The following is a 23157-nucleotide window of genomic DNA, read 5'->3' on the forward strand; positions in this document are numbered from 1 at the left end:
CGGAGGCCAAGCCCGTCTGCCCGTCAACCGCCCGCCCTCGGACCTGTCCTTGAGCGGGATCGAACCGAGTCACGCGCGCTGTGAAGAGCCGTGGCTTGAACCTGGGTAGATCAGGCCTGAGGCGACATGCCCTGGGCATGCAGCCGCGCGTACAGGCCGTCAGCAGCCACGAGGTCGCTGTGGCTGCCTTGCTCGACGATTTGGCCGTCGGCCAGTACCACAACACGGTCGGCATGTTCGATGGTGGACAGGCGGTGGGCGATCACGAGGGTGGTTCGGCCCTTCATAAGCTTGGCGAGTGCGTCCTGTACCAGGCGTTCGGATTCGTTGTCGAGTGCCGAAGTCGCTTCGTCGAGGATGAGGATGGGTGCATCTTTGTAGATGGCGCGGGCGATCGCCAGGCGCTGGCGCTGGCCTCCCGAGAGCTCGGCTGCGTTGTGCCCTACCGTGGTGTGGATGCCTTGCGGCAGGCGGTCAATCAACTCGGTGAGGTTGGCTGACCTGAGCGCGGCATGCACCCGCAGCTCGTCGATCTCGTTGGAACTGGCGCCCAGGGCCACGTTGGCCGCCAGACTGTCGTTGAGCATGACCACGTCCTGGGTAACCATTGCGAACTGGCTGCGCAGGCTGACCAGATCCCACGAGGTCAGGGGCACGCCGTCGAGCAGTACGCGGCCATGTTCGAGTTCGACAAAGCGCGGCAGCAGGTTGACCAGCGTGGTCTTGCCCGATCCCGAGGGGCCGACAAAGGCCACCACCTCACCGGGCGCCACCGCCAGACTCACGCCGCGCAGCGCGGCTGGAGCTTCGGTGTCGGCGGCCAGGCCGCCTTCGCTCTCCCGCCGGGGGTAGCGCACCCACACGCCTTCGAGCTCCAGCCGACCCTCGGCGCGGTCGGTTCGGTGCGTGCCGCTGATCTGGTCGGGCGTGCCCTCAATCAAGGCCAGACCTCGCTCCAGCGCGGTCAGGCCGCGCGTGATCGGGCCGGCGATCTCGGCCAGCTGGCGGATCGGCGTGATCAGCATCAGCATGGCGGTTACAAAGGCCACAAAATTGCCCACCGTGACGCCGCTGCTGCTGCTCTGCCACAGCGCCGTGGTGATCACAGCCGAGAGCGCAGTGGCTGCCAGAATCTGGGTCAACGGAGTCATCGCAGCCTGTGCCACTGTGGATTTCAGTGCCAGCCGGCGCAACTGCAGGCTCAGACCGTCAAAACGCTGAGCCTGTCGAGCCTGGGCACCATGCAGCCGCACCATGCGGTGCGCCAGCGCGTTCTCCTCCACCACGTAAGCCAGCTCGTCGGTGGCGCTCTGGCTGTTCTTGGTGAGCTTGTAGAGGCGGCGCGAAAGCACCCGCATCACAAGCACCAGAGGCGGGAAGAGCAGCAGCACGATCAGCGTGAGTTTCCAGTTGAGGTACAGCAAATAGCCCAGCAACGCCAGCACCGTGAGGCTGCTCTTGGCCAGAGTGAGGAAAGCACCCACCAACATGCCTGAGCCGGTCTGCACCTCGTAGACCAGGGTATTGGAGAGTTTGCTGGCACTTTGCTGGACGAACAGCGAAAGCTCTGCCTGGCCCAGCTTGGCCATCATGGCCCGGCGCAGGTTCAGTACGCCCAGGCTGGCGGTGTGCGCCAGCGCGTACTGGGCGATGAAAACCGCAATACCGCGCAGTCCAAACAGCCCGATCAGCGCCACCGGCACCATCCACAAGGCGATGGCGCCCTCGGTGAATCCCCGGTCGAGCAGGGCCTTGAGCAGCGCCGGAATCATCGGCTCCGTGAGGGCGCCAGCCAGCGTGGCCACCGCCGCCAGCGCAATGCCACCGCGCGCCGCGCTGAAATACGGCCAGATGCGCAACAGGCGCTTTCGCACCGAATCCACGGGCAGGACGGTGTCGGTATCAGACTGATTCAAGGGCGGATGTTTCGCAAAGTTCGAGGGACGGGGAACATTCTGGCGCTCCGTGGGTCATGGCAGTGGGCAAGCGCTGGCGCAACACACATCTTGTCACTGGGGGCCAAAACCCCTCCGTTATTATCGGTTGCAGTTTTGAGGCGCCAGTCAGGGCGCTCTGTGACACCCTGTACTTTCAAGACAAAGGATGCTCGATTTGACCCGTTTGAACCCTTGGGCACCCACGCGACGCCGCCACCTGCTGAGTGCTGCGGCCGCGATTCCCTTCTTGGCCTGGCCGCTGCGCGAGGCCGCAGCCCAGTTCCGTGTTGAAGTGTCCGGCGTCGGCCTCACGCAGTTCCCGTTTTCTGTGGTCGCGTTTCGCGGCAACGACGCCGCCAGTGAAGACATCGCCGCCATCGTGCGGGCCGATCTCGAGCGCAGTGGCCAGTTCCGTTTTGTGAACCCTGCGCCGGGCGTTCTCGACGAGACCTCGCGTCCGGACCTTGCACCCTGGCGCGACAGGGGCGCCGACTCGCTCGTCACTGGCAGCGTCATGCGGCTCGCTGACGGCCGCTTTGACGTCCGGTTTCGGCTTTGGGATGTGGTTCGTGGCCAGGACCTGGGTGGTTTGAGCTACCCGGTAGGCCCGCAAGCGCTGCGTCTCGCCGCGCACCGCATCTCGGACTACGTGTTCGAAAAACTGACGGGCGAGAAGGGTGTGTTTTCCACCCGCATCGCCTACGTGACCAAGGCCGGATCGCGCCACACGCTCTGGGTGGCCGATGCCGATGGCGAAGGAGCCCGCTCAGCCCTCAGCAGCCCCGAGCCCATCATTTCGCCCAACTGGGCGCCCAATGGTGCGCAGCTGGCGTATGTGTCCTTTGAAGCGCGCAAGCCGGTGATTTATGCCCACGACGTGGCGACCGGGCGGCGTCGCCTGCTGGCGAATTTCAAGGGCTCCAACAGCGCTCCCGCCTGGTCGCCGGACGGCCGCCAGTTGGTCGCCACCTTGTCGCTATCGGGCAATGCCCAGATTTACCTGATGGATGCCAACGGCGGCGACCCCAAGCGCCTGACGCAGACTTCCAGCATCGACACCGAGCCGGTCTTCAGCGCCGACGGCAAAAGCATCTTCTTTGTCAGTGATCGCGGTGGATCACCGCAGATCTACCAGATGGATGCAGGCGGCGGCAACGCCAGGCGGCTGACCTTCAACGGCAACTACAACATCTCGCCCTCTGCCAGTCCCGATGGTCGCTGGCTAGCGTTCATTTCTCGCGTCAATGGCGCCTTTCGCCTGCACGTGCTGGAACTGGCCAGCGGCAAGGCCACCGCCATCAGCGAGACCAGCGCCGACGAGAGCCCGAGCTTTGCGCCCAACAGCCGCATGATCATTTACGCCACACGCGACAAGGGCCAGGAGGCCCTCATGACCACCAGCGTAGACGGCCGCATCAAATCCCGCCTGGCAGGCGCTCAGGGTGATATCCGGGAGCCTGAATGGGGCCCCTTTCTCCGCTGAGCCGGCCAGGCCATCCTTCCGCCATTGACCTCACCTCAAGTTACCCAAGGAACTACCATGACTGCCAATGACTGCCTCAACCATCCTGTGAACCCTGGGACTGCTCGCCGATTGCTCACCAGCCTCGGCATGGGCGCTTGCGTCTTGCTGCTCGCCGCCTGCGGATCCAACGTCAAGCTGGACGAGGTGCCGGTTCAGGATCGCAGCGGCACGGCGGTGAGTCCCCTGCAATCGGGATCGGCTGCTGGCGGTACCGCCGGAGGTGCGGGCGCAGGCGCAGTGACTGGCGTTGAGGTCGGCTCCAACGCCTCGGCCCAGCCCGCTTCACTCGAGCGCCTCGTGTACTTCGACTACGACAGCTTTGTGATCCGGCCCGAGTTTGCGGCGAGCCTGGAGGCCAATGCCCGTTACCTGAACGCCAACACCAGCCGCCGCGTAGCGCTGGAAGGCCATACCGACGAACGTGGCGGACGCGAGTACAACCTGGCGCTGGGCCAGAAGCGAGCCGAGGCGGTGCGGCGTGCGCTGGGACTGCTGGGCGTGAGCGACAACCAGATGGAGGCGGTGAGCTTCGGTGAAGAAAAGCCCGCCATGACGGGCTTGGATGAGGCCTCATTCGCCAAAAACCGCCGCGTCGAACTGACCTACCGTTGAACACCATGCGCCTGACTTTGCCTGCTATGCATCGACTGCTGCCTTTTGCCCCACTTGCGCTGGCCCTGGCCTGGCCGCTGCAGGCCCACGCCCTGTTCGGCGACGACGAGGCTCGCAAGGCCATCATTGAACTGCGCCAGAAGGTCGATGCCAATCAGCAGGCCGCCGAAGCGGCCCGTCAGGCGCTGGAGACCACCAGGCAGGACAACGACGCCACCACCCGCCGCAGCCTGCTGGAGCTGTCCAACCAGATCGAACAGCTGCGTGCCGAAATGGCCCGTCTGCGTGGGCTCAACGAGCAGCTGGCGCGTGAAGTGTCTGAACTGCAGCGCCAGCAAAAAGATGTGCAGACAGGCCTCGATGAGCGCTTGCGCCAGGTCGAACCGATCAAGATCACTCACGATGAGGTGAGCTTCACAGCCGCCCCGGCAGAGAAGCGCGAGTTCGACGCGGCGCTGGAGCAACTTCGCAGATCCGAGTTTGCCGGGACCATCGACGCTTATGCCGCCTTTTTGCGCCGCTACCCGCAAAGCGGCTACACGCCGTCGGCGCTGTACTGGCTTGGCAATGCCCAGTACGCCACGCGGGCCTACGGCGCGGCGCTGGAAACGCATCGGCGACTGGTCACCCAGTTTCCGAACCACGTTCGCACGCCAGAGGCCTTGCTGGCCATGGCCAACAGCCAGGTCGAACTCAAGGACACGAAGGGCGCCCGCCGCACACTGGACCAGCTGGTGAAGGATCACCCGCAGTCCGAAGCCGCCGCCGCCGGCAAGGAACGGCTCGCGCGCCTGCGCTGAGTGCGCCGGCCGGGAGTAGGGCTCCTGGCCTGCTCCTACAATGTCGGCCATGCAAATCGCCGACCTCCAAGCCCTTTATGCCCAGGTGTTGTGGGCCGCGTTCGTGGTGTCACTGGCCTTCGGTTTCATCGCCCAGCGAACCCATTTCTGCACCATGGGTGCCGTCAGCGATGTGGTCAATATGGGCTCGTGGACCCGCATGCGCATGTGGGGGATGGCCGTTGGCGTGGCCAGCATCGGCTTCTATGGCATGGCCTGGCTGGGCTGGATTGACGCCGACAAGACGATTTACACCTCCAGTCGCATCATCTGGCTCTCCGCCATCGTGGGCGGCCTGCTGTTTGGTTTTGGCATGGTGCTGGCCTCGGGCTGTGGCAGCAAGACACTGGTGCGCATCGGCGCCGGCAGCCTGAAATCGCTGGTGGTGTTTTTTGTCATGGGTTTTTTCGCATTCGCCACCTTGCGTGGCGTGTTCGCCGTTTTGAGAGTAAATACGGTGGACCAGGTGGCATTCGAAATCCCCGCCGGCGGCGCCTTGCCTGACTGGATCGCGGCAGGATTCGGCATGGAGGCCGGCTTGGCGGGTCTGCTGGCGGCACTGGTGGTAGGCGGCGCGCTGGTAATTTGGGCCCTGGCCGAGCGCGATTTCCGCAGCTTCAACAACCTGTTCGCCGGCCTCGGGCTGGGCATTGTCATCGCGGCCATGTGGTGGGTCAGTGGCCACTTGGGCTATGTTGCTGAGCATCCGGAAACCTTGGAATCGGTCTACCTGGCCACCAACACTGGGCGCATGGAGTCGCTCACCTTCACAGCGCCCATGGCCTATACGTTGGACTGGTTGATCCTGTTCAGCGACACCTCCAAGCTGCTGACCGTGGGTGTGGTGACGGTGATGGGTGTGGTCGTCGGCGCCTGTGCGCAGGCCTTGCTGGAGCGCAGCTTCCGCTGGGAAGGTTTTCGCAGCACCCAGGACACCGCGCTGCACCTGCTGGGCGCAGCCTGCATGGGCGTGGGGGGTGTGACCGCGCTCGGCTGCACCGTGGGACAAGGTCTATCAGGCCTCTCCACGCTCAGCCTCACCAGCGTGATTGCCGTGGCTGGTATCGCGGCTGGCGCGGTGCTGGGGTTCCGCTTCCAGATGTGGTTGCTGGAACGCGAGTGAGCGACCTATTTGAGCGCCGGTTTGGCGGCTTGCGGCGCCTCTACGGCGTGGCCGGCGCGCAGGCTGTTTTTGATGCTCACGTGGTGGTGGTGGGCATCGGCGGCGTGGGTTCGTGGGCGGCCGAGGCCTTGGCCCGCAGCGGGGTGAAGCGCCTGACCCTGATCGACCTGGACCACGTGTCCGAATCCAATATCAACCGGCAGATCCATGCAACCGAATTCACGCTGGGTCAGGCCAAGGGCGACGCCATGCGCGAGCGCATCGCCCTGTTCCACCCGGATTGTGTGGTGGATGTCATCGACGAGTTCGTGACGCCGCACAACTGGCCTCAACTGGTGAACGGCTTGGCCCCCGATGCGCCACTCTCAGCGCTGATCGATGCCTGCGATCAGGTACAGGCCAAAACCGTGATGGCGGCCTGGGCCAAGAAGCAGGGAGTACCCATGGTCACGGTGGGTGCAGCCGGTGGCAAGCGGCTGGCGCAGGCAGCGGAGGTGGCTGACCTGGCCGAGACCACGCACGACCCGCTGCTGGCCGCGCTGCGCTACCGCTTGCGCAAACACCATGGCGGTGCGCGACAAGGCCGCATGGGCTTGGCCTGCGTCTTCAGCCGAGAGGCGGTGGCTCCGCCCGATGCGTCCTGTGGGATCAACGAAACAGGAGGCGACGGCTCGCTCAATTGCCACGGCTATGGCTCGGTGGTGAGCGTGACCGCAACGTTTGGTTTTTGCGCGGCGGGCTGGGTGCTCAACCGTCTGGCCAACCAGGTCGCAGCAAGTGCGAATCAGGCTTCAAAAGCCCTCAAAAAAGACGCTATAATTTGAGGCTTCGCAGCAAGCCACAAGCGAACTGCGGAACCGAGTGGGACGTTAGCTCAGTTGGTAGAGCAGCGGACTTTTAATCCGTTTGTCGTGGGTTCGACCCCCGCACGTCCCACCAAAAAAACACGAAGCCCTGATCGCAAGATCAGGGCTTTCTTGTTTGCGTGGCAGGTGGACTTATTTCTTTTTCACCAGGCCGTAGATCACCAGCAGGACGATGGCGCCGATCACCGAGGCGATGAAACCAGCCGGTTGACCGGGGGCATACAGACCCAGCGCGGCGCCGCCGTAGCTCGCCACAAATGACCCGGCCACGCCGAGCACAGCGGTCATGATCCAGCCCATGCCGTCGTCTCCCGGTTTGATGGCGCGTGCCACGAAGCCGGCGATCAAGCCGATGATGACGGTGAAGATGATCGACATAGTGACGCAGGCCTTTCTGATGTGGGGTTAACGACGCGTTGCGCTGGGCAGTGGCGCATGCGTCGACTTTACCGGGTCAGGCAGTCTGTGGTGTGAACGGTGAGCCTGGCAGGCAAGTCCAGGTGCGAAGGATCACACCGAGTGGTTGTTTCAGCAGCGCGCCAGGTTCACGCAGCTCGGCGTGGTGGCCACGCAGTGCTGACCTTGTTTTGTGCCCACCTGCAGAGGGGCAATGATGGCGTGAGCAAACGCCAGGATTTGCAGGCAGGGGCCGGTCGGCTACTCCGGCGTCACCTGCAGCGCCACCAGAAAGCGCGACACCATGTTGTACGCGGCCACGGTACCCACCAGCTCCACCAACGCCTGGTTGCCCAGGGCGGCTTGCAGGCGGCGCATCAGCGCGTCTTCGACGTAGATGTTCCGCGTCATTTCCAGTGTGAGCTGGGCCGCATCGGCTTCAAGCGCACGGAACGCACCGGCGTCGAAGCGCTCGGTGCCCAACAGCCGCAGCGCATCGAGCTGCGCCTGTGTACCGCCGGCTTTCAGGAACAGCGGGGCATGCTGGTTGAACTCGTATTCGGCAGCATTCAGCACCGCCACGCCGCACATGGCCAGTTCCCGCAATTGCGGATCCAGGCTCATGTGCTCGCGAACCTGCTTGAGAAACCCGTTCCAGCCGCTGGCCAGCGGGGCGCTGTGCAGCAGCATGCGGTCCAGGTTCAGCAGCTCGCCGCCGCGCCGCTCGCGGATGGCGTTCACCAACGCCGCAGGTTCAGCCAGGTCCAGTGGCTGGAACGGAACAATCCGGTGTGCTTCGCTCATTCGGTGATGTTGTTGTCTTTGATGAACTTGACCCAGGTCGTCATCTGGCGCTCCACGAAAGGCGTGAACACCTCGGGGCCCCGACCGTCGATCTGGATGCCCTGGGCTTCGAGCTTGCTTGACACCGCCGGGTCACGCAGCACTTTGCGCAGCGCATCGTTGAATTGGGTCAGCACGGGCGCGGGTATCTTGGCCGGGCCGATCACACCCCACCAGGCCGGTGCATCGAAGCCGGGGAAGCCGCTTTCGGCGATGGTCGGCACGTTGGGCATGTCCTTCGATCGGTTGCTGGTGGTCACGGCCAACGGCGTCACGTTGCCTGAATCGGCGTGGGGCTTGACCAGGAACAGCGAGCCCACGGCCAGTGGTACGTGGCCACCAATGGCGTCGTTCATCAGCGGGCCGCCACCGCGGTAGGGCACGTGGGTCCAGTTGAAGCCGGCGTTCTTCGCCAGCTGGGCCAGTGCCAGGTGGCCCAGGCTGCCGGTGCCGATGGTGCCGAAGCTGTTGGGCTGCTTGGCCTTGGCCTGCGTCACCAGTTGCGCGAAGCTGGTCAGGGGCGAGCCCTTGCTGGCCACCAATACCATGGGCGCGGTACCCAGCAGGTTGACGTGGGTCAGGTCTTTCAGGGTGTCAAACGCGATGCTGGGCTTGAGCGCCGGGTTCACCGCGTGGGTGTCGAACACCACGCCGAAGGTGTAGCCGTCTGGTTCGGCGCGGGCCACGGCTGCGGTACCGATCATGCCGGAGGCGCCCCCAACGTTGTCCACCACCACCGTCTGCTTGAGTTCGGTGCGCAAGCCTTCCGCCAAGATGCGCGACACCTGGTCCACCGAGCCACCCGGCGGGAACACGGCAATCAGGCGGATGGGCTTGGCGCTGGGCCAGGCCTGGGCGTGGGCCACGGTCCCGCCCATGGCGGTCAGAGTCACCATGGCCGATACGAGCAATTTTTTCATCATCTTCTTGGTCTCCTGAGTGGAAAAGGCGAGGGGTGCTTGTGAACGGAAGCTTCGCAGTATGGGCGGCGCAGAGGCGATGTCTGTACGTAAAACTACGGGCGCCCGCACGCCTATCATCCCGGGCACCACGCCAGTTCATGATGGATGGCGTTTGTGATGTCGCCTTTCTGCTTTCTGGATACCCCTTGTGATGAACCAGACTTCTCAGTTCCTCTCCGCTGTCCCTGGCCAGAGGCCATGCATCGTCGTGCTGGACGATTACGAACAGGCCTTCGAGGCCCTGGCAGACTGGCAGCCGGTGCGCAAGCATGCGCAGCTGCACATACAGACCACACCGCTGAAAGGGGCGCCGCTGCTGGAGCTGCTGGCCGAGGCCGATGTGGTGGTGCTGATGAGAGACCGCACGCCCTTGTTGGCCGATCTGATCGCCAAGCTGCCCAGGCTCAAGTTGGTGGTGTTCACTGGCACGCGCAACCAGGCGCTTGACGTCGCTGCGCTGGCCGCGCGCGGCATTCCGGTTTGCCACACCGGATGGGGCCCGTCCAAGGACAGCACCGCCGAACTGACCTGGGCGCTCATCATGGCCGCCCACAAGCGGTTGGTGGAGAACTGCAACGCACTCATGCAGCGCAAGTCTCAGGAAGGGTTGGAGGGGCACTGGCGCACGCCGCACGCCCTGCTGCCTGTGCTCAAAGGCGAGACCCTCGGGCTGGTCGGCCTGGGCGAAATCGGTGGCCGCGTGGCTCGCTATGCGCAGGCCTTCGGCATGGAGGTGCTGGCATGGAGCCCGCGCATGACGGCCGAACGTGCCGCCGAACACGGTGCCAGCTTCGTGGATCTGGATACCTTGCTGGCGCGCTCCCGCATCGTGAGCCTGCACCTCGTGGTTACAGCACAGACGCGTGGCCTCATCAACGCCGAGCGCCTGGCCTTGATGCGCGCCGACAGCCTCCTGGTGAACACCTCGCGATCGACGCTGGTCGACACGGCGGCTCTACTTCAAGCACTGTCTCAAGGCCGTCCAGCTCAGGTCGCGCTGGATGTCTTCGATGCCGAGCCACTGCCTGAGGACGCTCCCCTGCGCAGTTTTCCGCAGGCGCTGCTGAGCCCCCACCTGGGCTTTGTGGCTCGTCCCGTGTTCGAGACTTTTGTGCAGGACGCCCGCGAATGTGTGCTGGCCTGGCTCGCCGGAGCGCCGTTGCCTCGCGTGTTGGCGCCCTGAGGCACCTGGTTTCAGATTCCATCCACCAGACGCTCGGCGTGCAGCTCGCGGATGCGCGAGTCCACGTAGTAGCCGCCGTACTCTGTGTAACGCAGGAAGGGCAGGCGACAGTGCCGGCATGACCAGATCTCGCAGCGGTTGTAAGGGCGGCGCGAGAGCGAAATGGGTGCGGCGGCCGACCATTCGTCCACACCGGTGGGCCGAGGTGTTTCTTCCTGCGTCGGTTCGTCATCACCCGGCAGCCACAGAGCGCCAACAGCCTGCAGTACCTCAGCACTGGCCGTGGCCGGAAACGAACTCCAGCCGGGGCTAGAAAAGGCTCGGCATTGGTTGCAGGCGCTGCCGGGGGCAGACAGGGCCAGTTCGGTGGCTTCTGCCGCGCTCAAGCGGCGCAGTGGCTGGGTACTCATGCTCCGATGCTAATCGGTGCGCGTGAGGGTGCAGGAACACCGGCCTGTTGAGCCAGTCAGGGGGCAAGAGTCAAGAAGTCCCATGCCTGGTCATGACTGGCACAGGAAAAAGAATCCCCGAGGACTCCCCGTGACATGACCTGGGTCACGGGCGGTGCGGCCTGCCTTTTGCAGCTGCGACTACGTTGTGCTCGCGGCCTCGATCTGCTCGGTGAGTTCCAGCCAGCGCTCTTCCAGAGGTTCCAGGCTGGCATGGACGGCCTTGAGCTGGCGCCCCGCCTCGGCCAGCTCGGCAGGTGCGGCAGGCCCATTCAGTCTGGCCTCCAGGGCGGTTCGCTCCTGCGTGAACTGCGCCATCTGCTTTTCGACGCGCTCGAGCTCCTTCTTCAGCGGTTTGAGCTGTTCGCGCTTGAGGGCTTCCTGCTTGCGCTGGTCGGGACCTGCCGTGGGCACGGTCGCGGTCTGAAGCGCAGGGACGGGCGGCGGTGTTGCCTGAGCGGCGCGCTGTTCCTGGCGCTGGGCTTCGCGCGACTGCTTGGCCACGTCAAGCAGATAGCGCTGGTAGTCATCCAGATCGCCATCGAAGGGTTCGATGCCACCGCGGGAGACCAGCCAGAACTCATCGCACACCGCACGCAGCAAGGCGCGGTCGTGGCTGACCAGCATCACGGTACCTTCGAACTCGTTGAGCGCCATCGACAAGGCTTCGCGCGTCGCCAGATCCAGGTGGTTGGTGGGTTCGTCGAGCAGCAGCAGGTTGGGGCGCTGCCACACGATCATGCACAGCACCAGGCGGGCTTTTTCGCCGCCGCTCATGCTGCCCACGGTCTGCTTGACCTGGTCACCCGTGAAGTTGAAGCTGCCGAGGAAACTGCGCAGATCCTGCTCGCGCGTGGCCTGACCTTGCAGACGGCCTTCGGCCGTGCACTCTTTCACCAGCCGGATCATGTGCTCCAGCGGCGTGTCGGCCGGCCTCAGTACGTCCAGCTCTTGCTGCGCGAAATAGCCGATGTTCAGTCCCTTGCCCTCGGTGACCTGACCAGCCAGCGGCTGCAGTGCGCGGGCAATCGTCTTGACCACGGTGGACTTTCCCTGGCCGTTGGCGCCCAGGATGCCGATGCGTTGCCCCGCCTGCACCGAGCGGCTGATGCCGCGCACGATGGTGATCGGCTCGCTGCTGCCAGCCGGCGGTGGGTAACCAAAATCCACGTTCTGCATGGCCAGCATGGGGTTGGGAAGGTTCTGCGGCTCGGAGAATTCAAAGGTGAAATCCGCTTCGGCCAGCACCGGGCCGATCTTCTCCATGCGCTCCAGCGCCTTCACGCGGCTTTGTGCCTGCTTGGCCTTGCTGGCCTTGGCCTTGAAGCGGTCGATGAACTTCTGCAGGTGCGCCATCTTTTCCTGCTGGCGCGAGAACGCCGAGGCCTGAAGCGCCATCTGCTCGGCTCGCATGTCTTCGAAGCGGCTGTAGTTGCCGCCGTAGCGGGTGAGCTGGGCTCGCTCGATGTGCACCGTGACGTTGGTCACCGCGTCCAGAAACTCGCGGTCGTGGCTGATCACGAGCATGGTGCCTTCGTAGCGCTGCAGCCAGGCCTCCAGCCACACCAGGGCGTCCAGGTCCAGGTGGTTGGTGGGTTCGTCGAGCAGCAGCAGTTCACTCGGGCACATCAGCGCGCGCGCCAGCTGCAGGCGCATGCGCCAGCCGCCAGAGAAGCTGTTGACCGGGCGCTCGAGCTCGTCGGTGCGAAAACCCAGCCCGAGAATGAGCGCCTGTGCACGTGCGGGTGCGTCGTGGGCGCCGGCATCGTGCAGCGCCATGTAGGCGTTGCCCATGCGCTCGCCGTCGTCGCTGGCTTCTGCCGCGCTTACCTCGGCTTGCGCGGCGAGCAGCGTGGTGTCGCCTTCGATCACGAACTGGGTAGCGGGCATGTCCGTCTCGGGCATGTCCTGCGCCACCTGCGCCATGCGCCATTGCGGTGGCACGTAGAAGTCACCCTTGTCTTCGTGCAGGCTGTGATCCAGCAAGCGAAACAGGCTGGACTTGCCCGCTCCGTTGCGGCCAACCAGGCCCACCTTTTCGCCCGGGTTGATGGTGACGGAGGCGTTGTCCAGCAGCACCTTGGTGCCGCGTCGCAGGACGATGTTCTTGATGGTGATCATGGGGCGGGCGCAGGCAGCGAGGCCGGCGCCAAAAGAGATTCAGCGGTGAGCAAGAGCACCTGGTCGTCGCCGGCGCTGGTGGACAGCCACACAGCTTCGAGTTGCGGGAACGCGGCTTCAAAGAACGGGCGCTCGTTACCGATTTCCAGCACCAGCACGCCTTGCGGGGACAAGCGAGAGGGTGCGTCGCGCAGCAGTTGACAGATGAAGTCCATGCCATCCGCACCGCCCGCCAGGGCCAGCACGGGCTCTGCCTGGTACTCCGGGGGCAGGGCACTCATGCTCTGCGCGTTCACATAGGGCGGGTTGCAGAGAATGAGGTCGTAAGGACCGGGGCAGGCCTGCAAGCCGTCGGACTCGACCAGGTCGATGCGGTCTTGCAGCCCGTGTTTGTCGACATTGATGCGCGCCACGGCCAAGGCGTCGACGGACAGATCGGCCGCGAGCACGTGCACATCGGGCCAGGCCATGGCCGCCAGCACCGCCAGGCTGCCATTGCCGGTGCACAGGTCGAGCACCTCGCGGGTGGACTCGCTCAGCCAGGCGTCAAAGCCGCCTTCGGCGATCAGCTCGGCGATGAAGCTGCGCGGCACGATGGTGCGCTCATCGACATAAAACGGAACACCCTGCAACCAGGCTTCGCGGGTGAGGTAGGCAGCGGGCTGGCGAGTCTCGATGCGGCGGGTGATCAGCGACTGAACCGCTTGCGACTGCGCTTCAGTGACGGCATGAGCAGCCAGGGCTTCGAGATCGCAGTCCAGCGGCAGGCCAAGCTGCCAGAGGACCAGCCAGGCCGCTTCGTCGCGGGCGTTGCTGGTGCCGTGGCCAAAGGCCAATGGCGCGGCCGCCAGGCGCTCGGTGGCCTGGGTCAGGAGATCTTGCAGGGTCATGGCTGCTGGCCACGGACCTGCGCGGCCAGGTTGTCCAGTACGCGCCGATAGATGTTTTTCAGCGGTTCGATATCGGCCACGGCCACGCATTCGTCGATCTTGTGGATGGTCGCGTTGGGTGGACCGAGTTCGATCACCTGGGGGCAGATCTGGGCAATGAATCGTCCATCGCTGGTACCGCCGGTGGTCGAGAGCTGGGTCTCGATGCCGGTTTCGCTGCGAACCGCATCCCGCACGGCGTTGACCAGGGTGCCTGGCGGAGTGAGGAAGGGCAGACCACTCAGGTTCCACTCCAGGTCGCAACTTTCCCCTGGTTGCAGCTGGTGCGCCGCCAGAATGGCCGCGACGCGTTGCTGCAGGCTGTCTGGCGTGGACTCGGTGGAGAAACGGAAATTGAAGTCGATCACCACGGTGCCGGGGATGACATTGCTGGCACCCGTGCCGCCGTGGATATTGCTGACCTGCCAACTGGTGGGCGGAAAAAACGCATTGCCCGCGTCCCAGACTTCGGCGGCCAGCGCGGCCAGCGCCGGCGCGGCCAGGTGGATGGGGTTCCTGGCGAGGTGGGGGTAGGCGATGTGGCCCTGGACGCCCTTGACGGTGAGCTTGCCGCTGAGCGAGCCACGGCGGCCGTTCTTGATCATGTCGCCGGTCTGCTCCACCGAGGTGGGCTCGCCGACGATGGCCCAGTCCATTCGCTGTTTGCGTCGGGTGAGCTCGCGGCAGACCATGACCGTGCCATCGGTGGCAGGGCCCTCTTCATCGCTGGTGAGCAAGAAGGCAATGTCGATGGGCGGCTGGGGTGTGGCGGCCAGGAACTCTTCGCAGGCGACCACCATGGCCGCGAGTGATGCTTTCATGTCGCTCGCGCCCCGACCAAACAGCTTGCCGTCACGGTGTGTGGGCACAAACGGGTCGCTGGTCCATGCGCTCAACGGGCCGGTGGGCACCACATCCGTGTGGCCAGCGAAGATAAGAGTCGGTTGTTGTCCACTGCCCAGCCGGGCCCACAGGTTGGTGACGCGCAGGTCGGCTGGACCGCTCTCCATCGTTTCACAAACAAAGCCCTGTGCCGACAACCGTTCGCCGATGATGGCCTGGCATCCCTCATCCCGAGGGGTGACGGAGGGGAGTGCGATCAGGGCTTCGGTCAGGCGCAGGGTGGCGGTCATCAGAATTTGACGTCGAGCGTGAACTCGGTGAAGGTCGCTCGGTCCTGGGCCTCGTCTTCCAGCGGGGCCGACGCGGTGTTGGCCGACTTGGCCGCATTGAAGTCGTTTTGCAGGCGCCAGAGCAGGTTGTTCGGCGAGTCGGCCTGGGCCATGCCCTCGGTGCGGGTGACGATGCCATCGGCCACGAGGCGGGCAAGATCCTGCTCGAAGCTTTGTGATCCCTCGGCGAGTGATTTCTCCATCGCCTCACGAACGCCCGAAAAGTCGGCCTTCTGGATCAGATCGGAGATCAACGCCGTGTTGAGCATCACTTCCATCGCTGGAACACGGCCACCGGTGTGGGTGCGCAGCAGGCGCTGCGACACGATGGCGCGCAGCGCAGACCCGAGATCGCCCAGCATGGTCGGGCGCACTTCCACCGGGTAGAAGCTCAGGATGCGGTTGAGCGCGTGGTAGCTGTTGTTGGCGTGCAAGGTCGCCAGACAGAGGTGGCCCGACTGCGAATAAGAGATCGCGGCCGACATGGTCTCGCGGTCGCGGATTTCGCCGATCAGGATCACATCGGGTGCCTGGCGCAGCGCGTTCTTGAGTGCGATCTGAAGCGAGGCGGTGTCGGGCCCCACTTCGCGCTGATTGACCACCGAGCGCTTGTTCTTGTAGACGTATTCGATCGGATCTTCAACAGTCAGGATGTGACCGCTGGCGTTTTCGTTGCGATGGTCGATCATGGCCGCAAGCGTGGTGCTCTTGCCGGCGCCGGTGGAGCCGACCATCAGGATCAGCCCACGCTTTTCCATCACCAGGTCGGCCAGGATCGGCGCCACGTTGAGCGAATCGAGCGAAGGAATGTCGCCAGGCACGTAACGGATCACCACCGCATAGCTGCCGCGCTGGCGCATGGCACTGACGCGGAAGTTGCCCACCCCATCCAGCGGCACGGCCATGTTGAGCTCCCCGGTTTCGGTGAGCTCCTCGATCCGGGTCGATGGCACCAGCTCGGACAGCAGGTTGCGCGGCGCCTCGGGTGGCAGCACCTGGCTGTTGATCGGGATCGTCTGCCCATTGATCTTGATCATGGCCGGCGCCTGCGCCGACAGATACACGTCCGACGCCTTTTTGTCCGCCATCAGGCGCAGGATGCGCTCCATCGTTCCACTGCTCATGTCAGGCCTTTCAACACATCAAGCATCAACACATTCCACGCCAACGAGAGGCACCTTGTCCAGCGAACACCCCGCAGCCGGCTTTCCCAGGCCGCAGGTGTTGTCCCCCTGAAGGGGAAAACGCGAAGCGGTGCAGGAGGGTCAATCTCGGAGCAGTTCGTTCAAGCTGGTCTTCGCGCGCGTCTGTGCATCCACCCGCTTGACGATGATGGCCGCGTACAGGCTGTACTTGCCGCCGTCTTTGGGCAGACTGCCGCTGATGACCACTGAACCCGCCGGCACCCGACCGTAAGTGGTGGTTCCCGTGGCGCGGTCGTAAATGGGGGTGCTCTGCCCAATGTAGACGCCCATGGAGATCACCGAGTTTTCCTCGATCACCACGCCTTCAACCACCTCCGAGCGCGCACCGATGAAGCAGTTGTCTTCGATGATGGTCGGACCGGCCTGCAGCGGCTCCAGCACGCCGCCGATGCCGACACCACCAGAAAGATGCACGTTCTTGCCGATCTGTGCGCACGAACCGACCGTGGCCCAGGTGTCGACCATGGTGCCTTCATCCACATAGGCGCCGATGTTGACGTAGCTTGGCATCAGGATGGCGCCCTTGGCGATGAAGCTTCCGCGCCGCGCCACGGCCGGTGGCACGACGCGCACGCCGGTGGCCTTCATCTCGGCTTCGCTCAGGTGCGCGAATTTCGTCTGCACTTTGTCGAAGAACGCGAGGTCACCCGCTTTCATGACCACGTTGTCCTTCAGGCGGAAGGAGAGCAAGACCGCCTTCTTGACCCACTGGTGCACGGTCCACTGGCCCACCGACTCGCGCGTGGCGACGCGCAGCTGGCCGTTGTTGAGTTCGGCGATCACGTGTTCCACCGCGTCGAGCACTTCCTTGGGCGCCGATGCGGGTGTGAGCTCGGCGCGGTTGTCCCAGGCGTTGTCGATCAGGGTTTGCAGTTGTTGGGTCATGAGAAACGGTTGAATTGAAAAAAGGGAGCGTGGCGTTCACACCATCAGCGAGCGCCGCTTACAAAGCGGTGGATGCGTTGCGCGGCTTCAAGGCATTCGGCGCTTTCAGCCACCAGGGCCATGCGGATCCGGCCCATGCCCGGATTGTGCCCGCCGACTTCACGCGCCAGGTAGCTGCCAGGCAACACCGTCACATTGTATTGAGCCAGCAAGGCGCGGGCGAACGCCTCGTCCGCGCTCAGGCCAGGGGTGTGGCTGGCGAAGCGGGCGGGCACGCCGGCCCAGAGGTAGAAGGCGGCATCGGGCAACGCCACGTCCAGCACCTCGGCCAGCAGCGGGGTGACCTGGGCAAACTTCTCGCGGTACAGGCGCCGGTTCTCCACCACATGGTCTTCATCTCCCCAGGCGGCCACGCTGGCGGCCTGCACCGCCGGGCTCATGGCGCCACCGTGGTAGGTGCGGTAGAGCAGAAAGGGCTTGATGAGCGCCGCATCTCCCGCGACAAAACCGCTGCGCAGGCCAGGCGCGTTGCTGCGCTTGGACAGGCTGGTGAAGGCCACCAGCCGCCGAAAGTCGGTGCGCCCGAGCTCCTTCGCGGCTTGCAGTCCGCCCAGGGGCGGTTCTTCGCGAAAATAGATCTCGCTGTAGCACTCGTCCGAGGCAATCACGAAACCGTGCTGGTCGCTGAGGGCAAACAGCTTGCGCCACTCGTCCAGCGGCATGACCGCGCCGGTCGGGTTGCCGGGCGAACACACATAGAGCAGTTGGGTGCGTGACCAGACCTCGGCCGGCACGCTGTCCCAGTCGGGAGCAAAGTTGCGCGCCGGGTCGCTGGCCACATAGTGCGGCAGCGCCCCACCCAGCAAGGTCGCACCTTCGTAGATTTGGTAGAAGGGATTGGGAAACACCACCGTCGCCCCTTCCCGGGTGGGGTCGATCACCGTCTGCGCGAAAGCAAACAAGGCCTCACGCGAACCGTTGACGGGCAAAACCTGCGTCGCCGGGTCCACCGAGACCCCATACCGGCGCTGCAGCCACGCCGCGCAGGCGGCACGCAGACCGGGCTCGCCGCCTGTAGCGGGATAGCCCGCGAGGCCCGTGTCCAGCGCGTCAGCCAGGGCTTGTTTGAGCAAGGCGGGCGTGGCGTGCTTGGGCTCGCCGATGCCCAGGCTGATGGCTTGGTGGGCGGGGTTGGGGGTGACGCCGGCAAAGAGCTGGCGCAGCCGCTCGAACGGGTAGGGCTGCAGAAGCGACAACTTGGGATTCATCGCGCCAATTATCCCCAGCGGTGCAAACCTCTGGCGGTGCGCCGTGCCGCTGGAGCGACGCGGTATCATGCGGATCGCGCTCCGGCCCCGACAGGGGGAGGATTTTCCTTACAAATCAAATAGTTAGCGTTCTGCGACCGATTCCACGTGCGCCTTAACTCGATCAAGCTCTCCGGCTTCAAGTCTTTCGCCGAGCCGACCAACTTCCTGCTGCCGGGTCAGTTGGTGGGGGTGGTGGGGCCCAACGGCTGCGGCAAGTCCAACATCATGGACGCGGTGCGCTGGGTGCTGGGCGAGTCCAGGGCCTCCGAGCTGCGTGGCGAGTCCATGCAGGACGTGATCTTCAACGGCACCAACAACCGCAAGCCGGCCAGCCGCTCCAGCGTGGAGCTGGTGTTCGACAACAGCGATCACCGCGCCGGTGGCCAGTGGGGCCAGTTCCTGGAGATTGCGGTCAAGCGCGTGCTCACGCGCGACGGTACCAGCAGCTACTACATCAACAACCAGCCGGTGCGCCGTCGAGATGTGCAGGATGTGTTCCTGGGCACCGGTCTGGGACCACGCGCCTACGCCATCATCGGCCAGGGCACCATCAGCCGCATCATCGAGTCCAAGCCCGAAGAACTGCGCCTGTTTCTCGAAGAAGCCGCCGGGGTCTCGAAGTACAAGGAACGCCGCCGCGAAACCGCCAACCGCCTGGCCGACACGCGCGAAAACCTGACCCGGGTGGAAGACATTCTGCGCGAGCTCAATGCCAACCTGGACAAGCTGGAAAAGCAGGCCGAGGTCGCTGCCCGATACCAGCAGCTGCAGTCCAGCGCCACGCTCAAGCAACATCAGCTCTGGTTCCTCAAGCGGTCCGAAGCCGAGGCGGACCAGGCGCAGGTCAAGCAAAACGCGGCCCAGGCGCTGACCGACCTGGAGTCGCGCACGTCCGATCTGCGACGCGTCGAATCTGAGCTGGAGACCATTCGCCAGGCGCACTACGCGGCGGGTGATCAGGTCAACCAGGCGCAAGGCCGGCTGTACGAAGCGACCGCCGAGGTGGGCAAGCTCGAGGCCGAAATCCGCTTTGTGGTCGAAGGGCGCACCCGGGTCGAACAGCGCCTCGTGCAGCTCAGGGAACAGATCGGATCCTGGAGCACGCGCAGCGCCGATGCGGGTATCGAGCTGGAGCAGATCGCAGCCAGCCTGGTCGAGGCTGAAGAGCAGTCGGTGGTGCTGGCCGCCCAGGGCGAGGAACAGGCGCACGCCCTGCCAGCCCTCGAAGACGCCTTGCGCCAGGCGCAGGGCCGCGCCAACGAACAGCGCAACAGCGTGGGCCAGGTGCAGCAGCAAATTCAGGTGCTCGCCGCCGAACAGCGCAGTATCGAAGAGCAGAGCCGCCAGCTCAACCAGCGCCACGAGCGGCTGAGTGCCGACCGCAATGCCCTTGCCGCACCCGACGAAGCCCGTGTGATGAGCGCACAGAGCGAACTGGCCAGCGCTCAGGCGCTCGCCGAGGTGGCCGAGGGCGTTCTGCACGAACTGCAAGACCGCGTGCCCCAGCTCGATGAAGAGCGCCGCACCGCCCAGCAAGCCGTGAACCAGGAATCTGCCCGGCAATCCGACCTGTCGGCCCGCTCGGAAGCACTCAAGGCCTTGCAAGAGAAAGTCAAGACCGACGGCAAGCTGGCGCCCTGGCTGTCCAAGCACGGGCTGGATGGGCTCCAGGGGCTGTGGAGCCGCATCCATGTCGAAACCGGATGGGAAAACGCGCTGGAAGCCGCCCTGCGTGAGCGCCTGGGTGCGCTTGAGGTTTCCCGTCTGGAGATGGTGCGCGCGTTTGGCAACGACGCCCCACCCGCCAAGCTGGCGTTCTACCATGCACCCGCCGCCGCTGCCGCTGCCCAGCCGGGCGCGTCGGGTCTCAAGCCACTGGCCGACTGGCTGCGCCTGAACGACGCCGGCCAGCGCGCCTTGCTCGCTGACTGGCTGCAAGGTTGTCTGAGTGCCGCCAGCCTGGATGAAGCCCTGTCCAGACGCGATCAACTGCAGCCTGGTCAGGTGATCTACGTGCCCAGCGGGCACGCAGTCAGCGCGCACAGCGTCAGTTTTTACGCGCCCGACAGTGAACAGGCCGGCCTGCTGGCGCGCGCCCAGGAAATCGAGAACCTCGACAAGCAGATCAAGGCGCAGGTCCTGATCGCCGAGCAGGCGCGCTCCGCGCTGGTGCGTGCCGAGGCCGCCTACACCGAAGCCTCGCAGCGCCTGGTGAGTGCCCGACGAGAAGGCGCCGAGACGCGCACCCGTGCCCACGAGCTTCAAGTCGAAGCTTTGCGCCTGACCCAGCTCGCCGAGCAGACCCGCGCCCGCAGCGAGCAGATCGCTGCCGATCTGGCCGAGGTCGACGCGCAGCTCGAAGTCCTCCAGGAGCGTCGGATCACCGCCGAAGCGCGCTTCGAAGAGCTCGACCTGCAGCTGGCCGATCACCAGGAGCGCCACGCCCAGCTCGACGACGCGGTGATCGACGCCGAGCGCCGGCTCGCTCAGGCGCGCGAACAGCAGCGTGGTCTGGAGCGCAGCGCACAGGAAGCCGTGTTTGCATTGCGCAGCCTGCAGGCGCGCCAGGGTGAACTTCAGCGCTCGCTCGAAGGCGCAGCCAGCCAGGAAAAGCTGCTGGCCGAGGAGCAGCAACGCGCGTCTGACGAGCTCGCGCGCCTCAACGATGCTGCGGCGCAGGCCGGACTGCAGAGCGCCCTGGCCACCAAGCTGGAGCGGGAACAGTCGCTGGGCGCCTTGCGCAGCGACTACGACGACCTCACCAACAAACTGCGCGCCAGCGACGAACGCCGCCTGAAGCTGGAGCGCGAGCTCGACCCGCTGCGTCAGCGCATCACCGACTTTCAGCTCAAGGAGCAGGCTGCCCGCCTGGGTGTGGAGCAGTACAGCCTGCAGCTCGAAGAGGCCCAGGCCGATCTGGCGGCGGTGGCGCAAAGCATCACCGAAGGCAACGTGCGCCTGAGCGGGTTGCAAGGCGAGATCGAGCGCCTGCACCGCGAGATCCAATCGCTCGGCGCCGTCAACCTGGCCGCGCTGGACGAGCTCACCGCCGCGCGCGAGCGCAAGAATTTCCTGGATGCTCAAACCGCCGACCTGACCGAGGCCATGACGACGCTGGAAGACGCGATCAAGAAGATCGACAACGAAACCCGCGACCTGCTGGGCAGCACGTTCGCCACCGTCAACACCCATTTCGGTCGCATGTTCCCCGAGCTTTTCGGCGGCGGCAACGCCCGGCTGGTGATGACCGGGGAAGAAATTCTGGATGCAGGCGTGCAGGTCATGGCCCAGCCACCGGGCAAAAAGAACCAGACCATCCACCTGCTCTCGGGCGGTGAGAAGGCACTCACCGCGATCGCCCTGGTGTTCGCCATTTTCCAGCTCAATCCGGCACCGTTCTGTCTGCTCGACGAGGTTGATGCGCCCCTGGACGACGCCAATACCGAGCGCTACGCCAAGCTGGTGACCCAGATGGCCAAGGACACACAGTTCCTTTTCATCAGCCACAACAAGATCGCCATGGAAATGGCCGAACAGCTGATCGGTGTGACCATGCAGGAGCAAGGTGTTTCGCGCATCGTGGCCGTGGACATGGAGTCGGCTGCCGGTATGCTCGAAGCCACCTGATCTTTTGACCTCGCGCCCCACGCACGAACCATGAGCACACTGCAAGTCAGCCTGGCCATCATCGGCGGTCTCATTCTGGCGGGCGTGGTGGCCTACAACGCCTGGATCACCCGCCGCAACGTGCCTCGAACCCTGCGCGAGCGCGGGGGTGAATCTGTCGCCGTCCCGGCAGGTCCGGTGGCAACGCCGGTATTTGCCGAGACCGCGCCCGGCGGCGAGGGCGATGGCCGCATCGACCCCGTGCTGGACGCGTTTCCCGGGGACGGACCCAACACCGCACCTCTCGCCGAGCCCGCAACGCCTCAGACGGTGCCCGTCACGTTGAACCACATGGTGGCAACCCCGGAGAAGCGGCCCGGCCTGGACGCGCTGATCGACGTCATCACGCCACTGGCCCTGGAGTCCGAGGTGTCGGGCGATGCACTGCTCGCCGCTTTGCCGGGCACCCGGCGCGTGGGCAGCAAACCTTTCGCCGTAGAAGGCCTGAGCGAGATGAATGGCGAGTGGGAGACTCCGCGCCCTGGTCAACGCTATCGGACGCTCCAGGCCGGTGTGCAGCTGGCCAACCGCGCTGGTGCCCTCAACGACATCGAATTTTCCGAGTTCGTGGTCAAGGCCCAGACCTTTGCGGATGCGGTGGGCGCCGCGCCGGATTTCCCGGACATGCGAGCCGAGGTGGCGCGCGCGCGCGAGCTCGACGCCTTTGCCAGCGGCCACGATGCCCAGCTCGGCTTCACCCTGAGAGCGCGTCGCGCCGCCTGGAGCCCGGGCTACGTGACGCAGCAGGCCGCGCGGCTCGGCTTTGTGGCAGGTGCCTTGCCCGGCCGCATGGTGCTTCCGGGCAGCGCCGCGGGACAGGCGCCTATTCTGAGCCTGGCCTTTGATCCCCAGGCCGCCATGGCCGAAGACCCGGAGCTAAGCGCCCTGCGCGAACTGGCCTTGTCGCTGGAGGTCACCCACGTGGCACGCATCGAGCAGCCTTTCGTGCGCATGCGCGAGGCCGCTGCCGCCCTGGCCGAGGCCATGGATGGCGTGGTCACCGACGACGCCGGCCAGCACCTGACGGCCGAGGCGCTGGACCGCATCGGCGCCGACCTGGAGGGGCTTTACGACGCGCTGGACAGCCGGGATCTGTCGGCAGGGTCGGCGCAGGCGCGCCGGCTGTTCAGTTGA

At 65.1% G+C, this 23157-nt stretch carries 19 protein-coding genes and 1 tRNA gene; 9 read left to right on the forward strand and 11 right to left on the reverse strand.

Annotation, left to right across the window (positions count from 1 at the left end):
- Nucleotides 1-110: 110 nt before the first annotated feature.
- The gene (gene msbA, locus QUV25_RS12965) at nucleotides 111-1916 is read right to left on the reverse strand and encodes a lipid A export permease/ATP-binding protein MsbA (protein WP_366945670.1); all 1806 of its coding nucleotides are present in this window, start codon (nucleotides 1914-1916) and stop codon (nucleotides 111-113) included.
- Nucleotides 1917-2103: 187 nt separating this feature from the next.
- Here msbA and tolB point away from each other — a divergent pair, with 187 nt between their 5' ends.
- From tolB to QUV25_RS12995, 6 genes are all read left to right on the forward strand, one after another.
- Nucleotides 2104-3420, forward strand: coding sequence for a Tol-Pal system beta propeller repeat protein TolB (tolB, locus tag QUV25_RS12970; protein ID WP_300864533.1), 1317 nt, complete (start codon nucleotides 2104-2106; stop codon nucleotides 3418-3420).
- A 129-nt stretch (nucleotides 3421-3549) separates the two neighbouring features.
- The gene (pal, locus tag QUV25_RS12975; RefSeq protein ID WP_300864827.1) at nucleotides 3550-4074 is read left to right on the forward strand and encodes a peptidoglycan-associated lipoprotein Pal; all 525 of its coding nucleotides are present in this window, start codon (nucleotides 3550-3552) and stop codon (nucleotides 4072-4074) included.
- A 5-nt stretch (nucleotides 4075-4079) separates the two neighbouring features.
- On the forward strand, nucleotides 4080-4874 hold the full coding sequence (gene ybgF, locus QUV25_RS12980) for a tol-pal system protein YbgF (RefSeq protein ID WP_300864535.1): 795 nt from the start codon (nucleotides 4080-4082) through the stop codon (nucleotides 4872-4874).
- A gap of 49 nt (nucleotides 4875-4923) precedes the next feature.
- Nucleotides 4924-6036 carry a YeeE/YedE family protein gene (locus tag QUV25_RS12985; RefSeq protein WP_300864538.1) on the forward strand — a complete coding sequence of 371 codons (1113 nt, stop codon included), beginning with the start codon at nucleotides 4924-4926 and terminating at the stop codon, nucleotides 6034-6036.
- Entirely contained in the window at nucleotides 6033-6860 is an 828-nt protein-coding gene (locus QUV25_RS12990) for a tRNA threonylcarbamoyladenosine dehydratase (protein ID WP_300864540.1), read from the forward strand. Before QUV25_RS12985 ends, QUV25_RS12990 begins: the two co-directional genes overlap by 4 nt.
- A gap of 39 nt (nucleotides 6861-6899) precedes the next feature.
- A tRNA-Lys gene (locus QUV25_RS12995) sits at nucleotides 6900-6975 on the forward strand.
- A 59-nt stretch (nucleotides 6976-7034) separates the two neighbouring features.
- On the opposite strand, the gene QUV25_RS13000 is transcribed toward QUV25_RS12995, so the two are convergent.
- The 3 genes from QUV25_RS13000 to QUV25_RS13010 all read right to left on the reverse strand — a co-directional run bounded on the left by QUV25_RS13000 (nucleotide 7035) and on the right by QUV25_RS13010 (nucleotide 9061).
- Complete coding sequence (locus tag QUV25_RS13000; protein ID WP_300864542.1) at nucleotides 7035-7280, reverse strand: GlsB/YeaQ/YmgE family stress response membrane protein; 246 nt, start codon at nucleotides 7278-7280, stop codon at nucleotides 7035-7037.
- A 279-nt stretch (nucleotides 7281-7559) separates the two neighbouring features.
- A complete protein-coding gene (locus QUV25_RS13005; protein ID WP_300864544.1) occupies nucleotides 7560-8102 on the reverse strand; it encodes a carboxymuconolactone decarboxylase family protein in 543 nt (180 codons plus the stop codon).
- Nucleotides 8099-9061, reverse strand: coding sequence for a tripartite tricarboxylate transporter substrate binding protein (locus tag QUV25_RS13010; protein WP_300864547.1), 963 nt, complete (start codon nucleotides 9059-9061; stop codon nucleotides 8099-8101). The genes QUV25_RS13005 and QUV25_RS13010 overlap by 4 nt, the downstream gene beginning before the upstream one ends.
- Nucleotides 9062-9254: 193 nt before the next feature.
- On the opposite strand from QUV25_RS13010, the gene QUV25_RS13015 reads away from it, so the two are divergent.
- Complete coding sequence (locus tag QUV25_RS13015) at nucleotides 9255-10286, forward strand: D-2-hydroxyacid dehydrogenase family protein (RefSeq protein WP_300864550.1); 1032 nt, start codon at nucleotides 9255-9257, stop codon at nucleotides 10284-10286.
- An 11-nt stretch (nucleotides 10287-10297) separates the two neighbouring features.
- Here the strand turns inward: QUV25_RS13015 and QUV25_RS13020 are convergent, their stop codons facing one another.
- The 7 genes from QUV25_RS13020 to dapC form a co-directional block, all read right to left on the reverse strand.
- The gene (locus QUV25_RS13020; RefSeq protein ID WP_300864552.1) at nucleotides 10298-10696 is read right to left on the reverse strand and encodes a hypothetical protein; all 399 of its coding nucleotides are present in this window, start codon (nucleotides 10694-10696) and stop codon (nucleotides 10298-10300) included.
- 180 nt (nucleotides 10697-10876) lie between these two features.
- The gene (locus tag QUV25_RS13025) at nucleotides 10877-12856 is read right to left on the reverse strand and encodes an ATP-binding cassette domain-containing protein (RefSeq protein WP_300864555.1); all 1980 of its coding nucleotides are present in this window, start codon (nucleotides 12854-12856) and stop codon (nucleotides 10877-10879) included.
- Nucleotides 12853-13746 carry a 50S ribosomal protein L3 N(5)-glutamine methyltransferase gene (prmB, locus tag QUV25_RS13030; protein ID WP_300864556.1) on the reverse strand — a complete coding sequence of 298 codons (894 nt, stop codon included), beginning with the start codon at nucleotides 13744-13746 and terminating at the stop codon, nucleotides 12853-12855. The genes QUV25_RS13025 and prmB overlap by 4 nt, the downstream gene beginning before the upstream one ends.
- The gene (gene dapE, locus QUV25_RS13035) at nucleotides 13743-14918 is read right to left on the reverse strand and encodes a succinyl-diaminopimelate desuccinylase (RefSeq protein WP_300864559.1); all 1176 of its coding nucleotides are present in this window, start codon (nucleotides 14916-14918) and stop codon (nucleotides 13743-13745) included. The genes prmB and dapE overlap by 4 nt, the downstream gene beginning before the upstream one ends.
- A complete protein-coding gene (locus QUV25_RS13040) occupies nucleotides 14918-16081 on the reverse strand; it encodes a PilT/PilU family type 4a pilus ATPase (RefSeq protein WP_300864561.1) in 1164 nt (387 codons plus the stop codon). Before QUV25_RS13040 ends, dapE begins: the two co-directional genes overlap by 1 nt.
- A 141-nt stretch (nucleotides 16082-16222) precedes the next feature.
- The gene (gene dapD, locus QUV25_RS13045) at nucleotides 16223-17047 is read right to left on the reverse strand and encodes a 2,3,4,5-tetrahydropyridine-2,6-dicarboxylate N-succinyltransferase (protein ID WP_300864563.1); all 825 of its coding nucleotides are present in this window, start codon (nucleotides 17045-17047) and stop codon (nucleotides 16223-16225) included.
- A gap of 44 nt (nucleotides 17048-17091) precedes the next feature.
- Complete coding sequence (dapC, locus tag QUV25_RS13050; protein ID WP_300864565.1) at nucleotides 17092-18315, reverse strand: succinyldiaminopimelate transaminase; 1224 nt, start codon at nucleotides 18313-18315, stop codon at nucleotides 17092-17094.
- Nucleotides 18316-18462: 147 nt separating this feature from the next.
- Between dapC and smc the strand changes: the two genes are divergently transcribed.
- Together smc and QUV25_RS13060 are read left to right on the forward strand one after the other, a co-directional pair.
- Entirely contained in the window at nucleotides 18463-21984 is a 3522-nt protein-coding gene (gene smc / locus QUV25_RS13055) for a chromosome segregation protein SMC (protein WP_300864568.1), read from the forward strand.
- A gap of 30 nt (nucleotides 21985-22014) precedes the next feature.
- The gene (locus tag QUV25_RS13060) at nucleotides 22015-23157 is read left to right on the forward strand and encodes a cell division protein ZipA C-terminal FtsZ-binding domain-containing protein (RefSeq protein ID WP_300864570.1); all 1143 of its coding nucleotides are present in this window, start codon (nucleotides 22015-22017) and stop codon (nucleotides 23155-23157) included.

This window comes from Hydrogenophaga sp., assembly GCF_030373245.1.
Lineage (GTDB): Bacteria > Pseudomonadota > Gammaproteobacteria > Burkholderiales > Burkholderiaceae_C > Hydrogenophaga.

Bases quoted from the DNA above. Each gene is read 5' to 3' on its own strand.
- tolB (WP_300864533.1), top strand. From the start codon at position 2,104: ATGCTCGATTTGACCCGTTTGAACCCTTGGGCACCCACGCGACGCCGC.
- pal (WP_300864827.1), top strand. From the start codon at position 3,550: ATGGGCGCTTGCGTCTTGCTGCTCGCCGCCTGCGGATCCAACGTCAAG.
- ybgF (WP_300864535.1), top strand. From the start codon at position 4,080: ATGCGCCTGACTTTGCCTGCTATGCATCGACTGCTGCCTTTTGCCCCA.
- QUV25_RS12985 (WP_300864538.1), top strand. From the start codon at position 4,924: ATGCAAATCGCCGACCTCCAAGCCCTTTATGCCCAGGTGTTGTGGGCC.
- QUV25_RS13000 (WP_300864542.1), bottom strand. From the start codon at position 7,280: ATGTCGATCATCTTCACCGTCATCATCGGCTTGATCGCCGGCTTCGTG.
- QUV25_RS13005 (WP_300864544.1), bottom strand. From the start codon at position 8,102: ATGAGCGAAGCACACCGGATTGTTCCGTTCCAGCCACTGGACCTGGCT.
- QUV25_RS13010 (WP_300864547.1), bottom strand. From the start codon at position 9,061: ATGAAAAAATTGCTCGTATCGGCCATGGTGACTCTGACCGCCATGGGC.
- QUV25_RS13015 (WP_300864550.1), top strand. From the start codon at position 9,255: ATGAACCAGACTTCTCAGTTCCTCTCCGCTGTCCCTGGCCAGAGGCCA.
- QUV25_RS13020 (WP_300864552.1), bottom strand. From the start codon at position 10,696: ATGAGTACCCAGCCACTGCGCCGCTTGAGCGCGGCAGAAGCCACCGAA.
- QUV25_RS13025 (WP_300864555.1), bottom strand. From the start codon at position 12,856: ATGATCACCATCAAGAACATCGTCCTGCGACGCGGCACCAAGGTGCTG.
- prmB (WP_300864556.1), bottom strand. From the start codon at position 13,746: ATGACCCTGCAAGATCTCCTGACCCAGGCCACCGAGCGCCTGGCGGCC.
- dapE (WP_300864559.1), bottom strand. From the start codon at position 14,918: ATGACCGCCACCCTGCGCCTGACCGAAGCCCTGATCGCACTCCCCTCC.
- QUV25_RS13040 (WP_300864561.1), bottom strand. From the start codon at position 16,081: ATGAGCAGTGGAACGATGGAGCGCATCCTGCGCCTGATGGCGGACAAA.
- dapD (WP_300864563.1), bottom strand. From the start codon at position 17,047: ATGACCCAACAACTGCAAACCCTGATCGACAACGCCTGGGACAACCGC.
- dapC (WP_300864565.1), bottom strand. From the start codon at position 18,315: ATGAATCCCAAGTTGTCGCTTCTGCAGCCCTACCCGTTCGAGCGGCTG.
- QUV25_RS13060 (WP_300864570.1), top strand. From the start codon at position 22,015: ATGAGCACACTGCAAGTCAGCCTGGCCATCATCGGCGGTCTCATTCTG.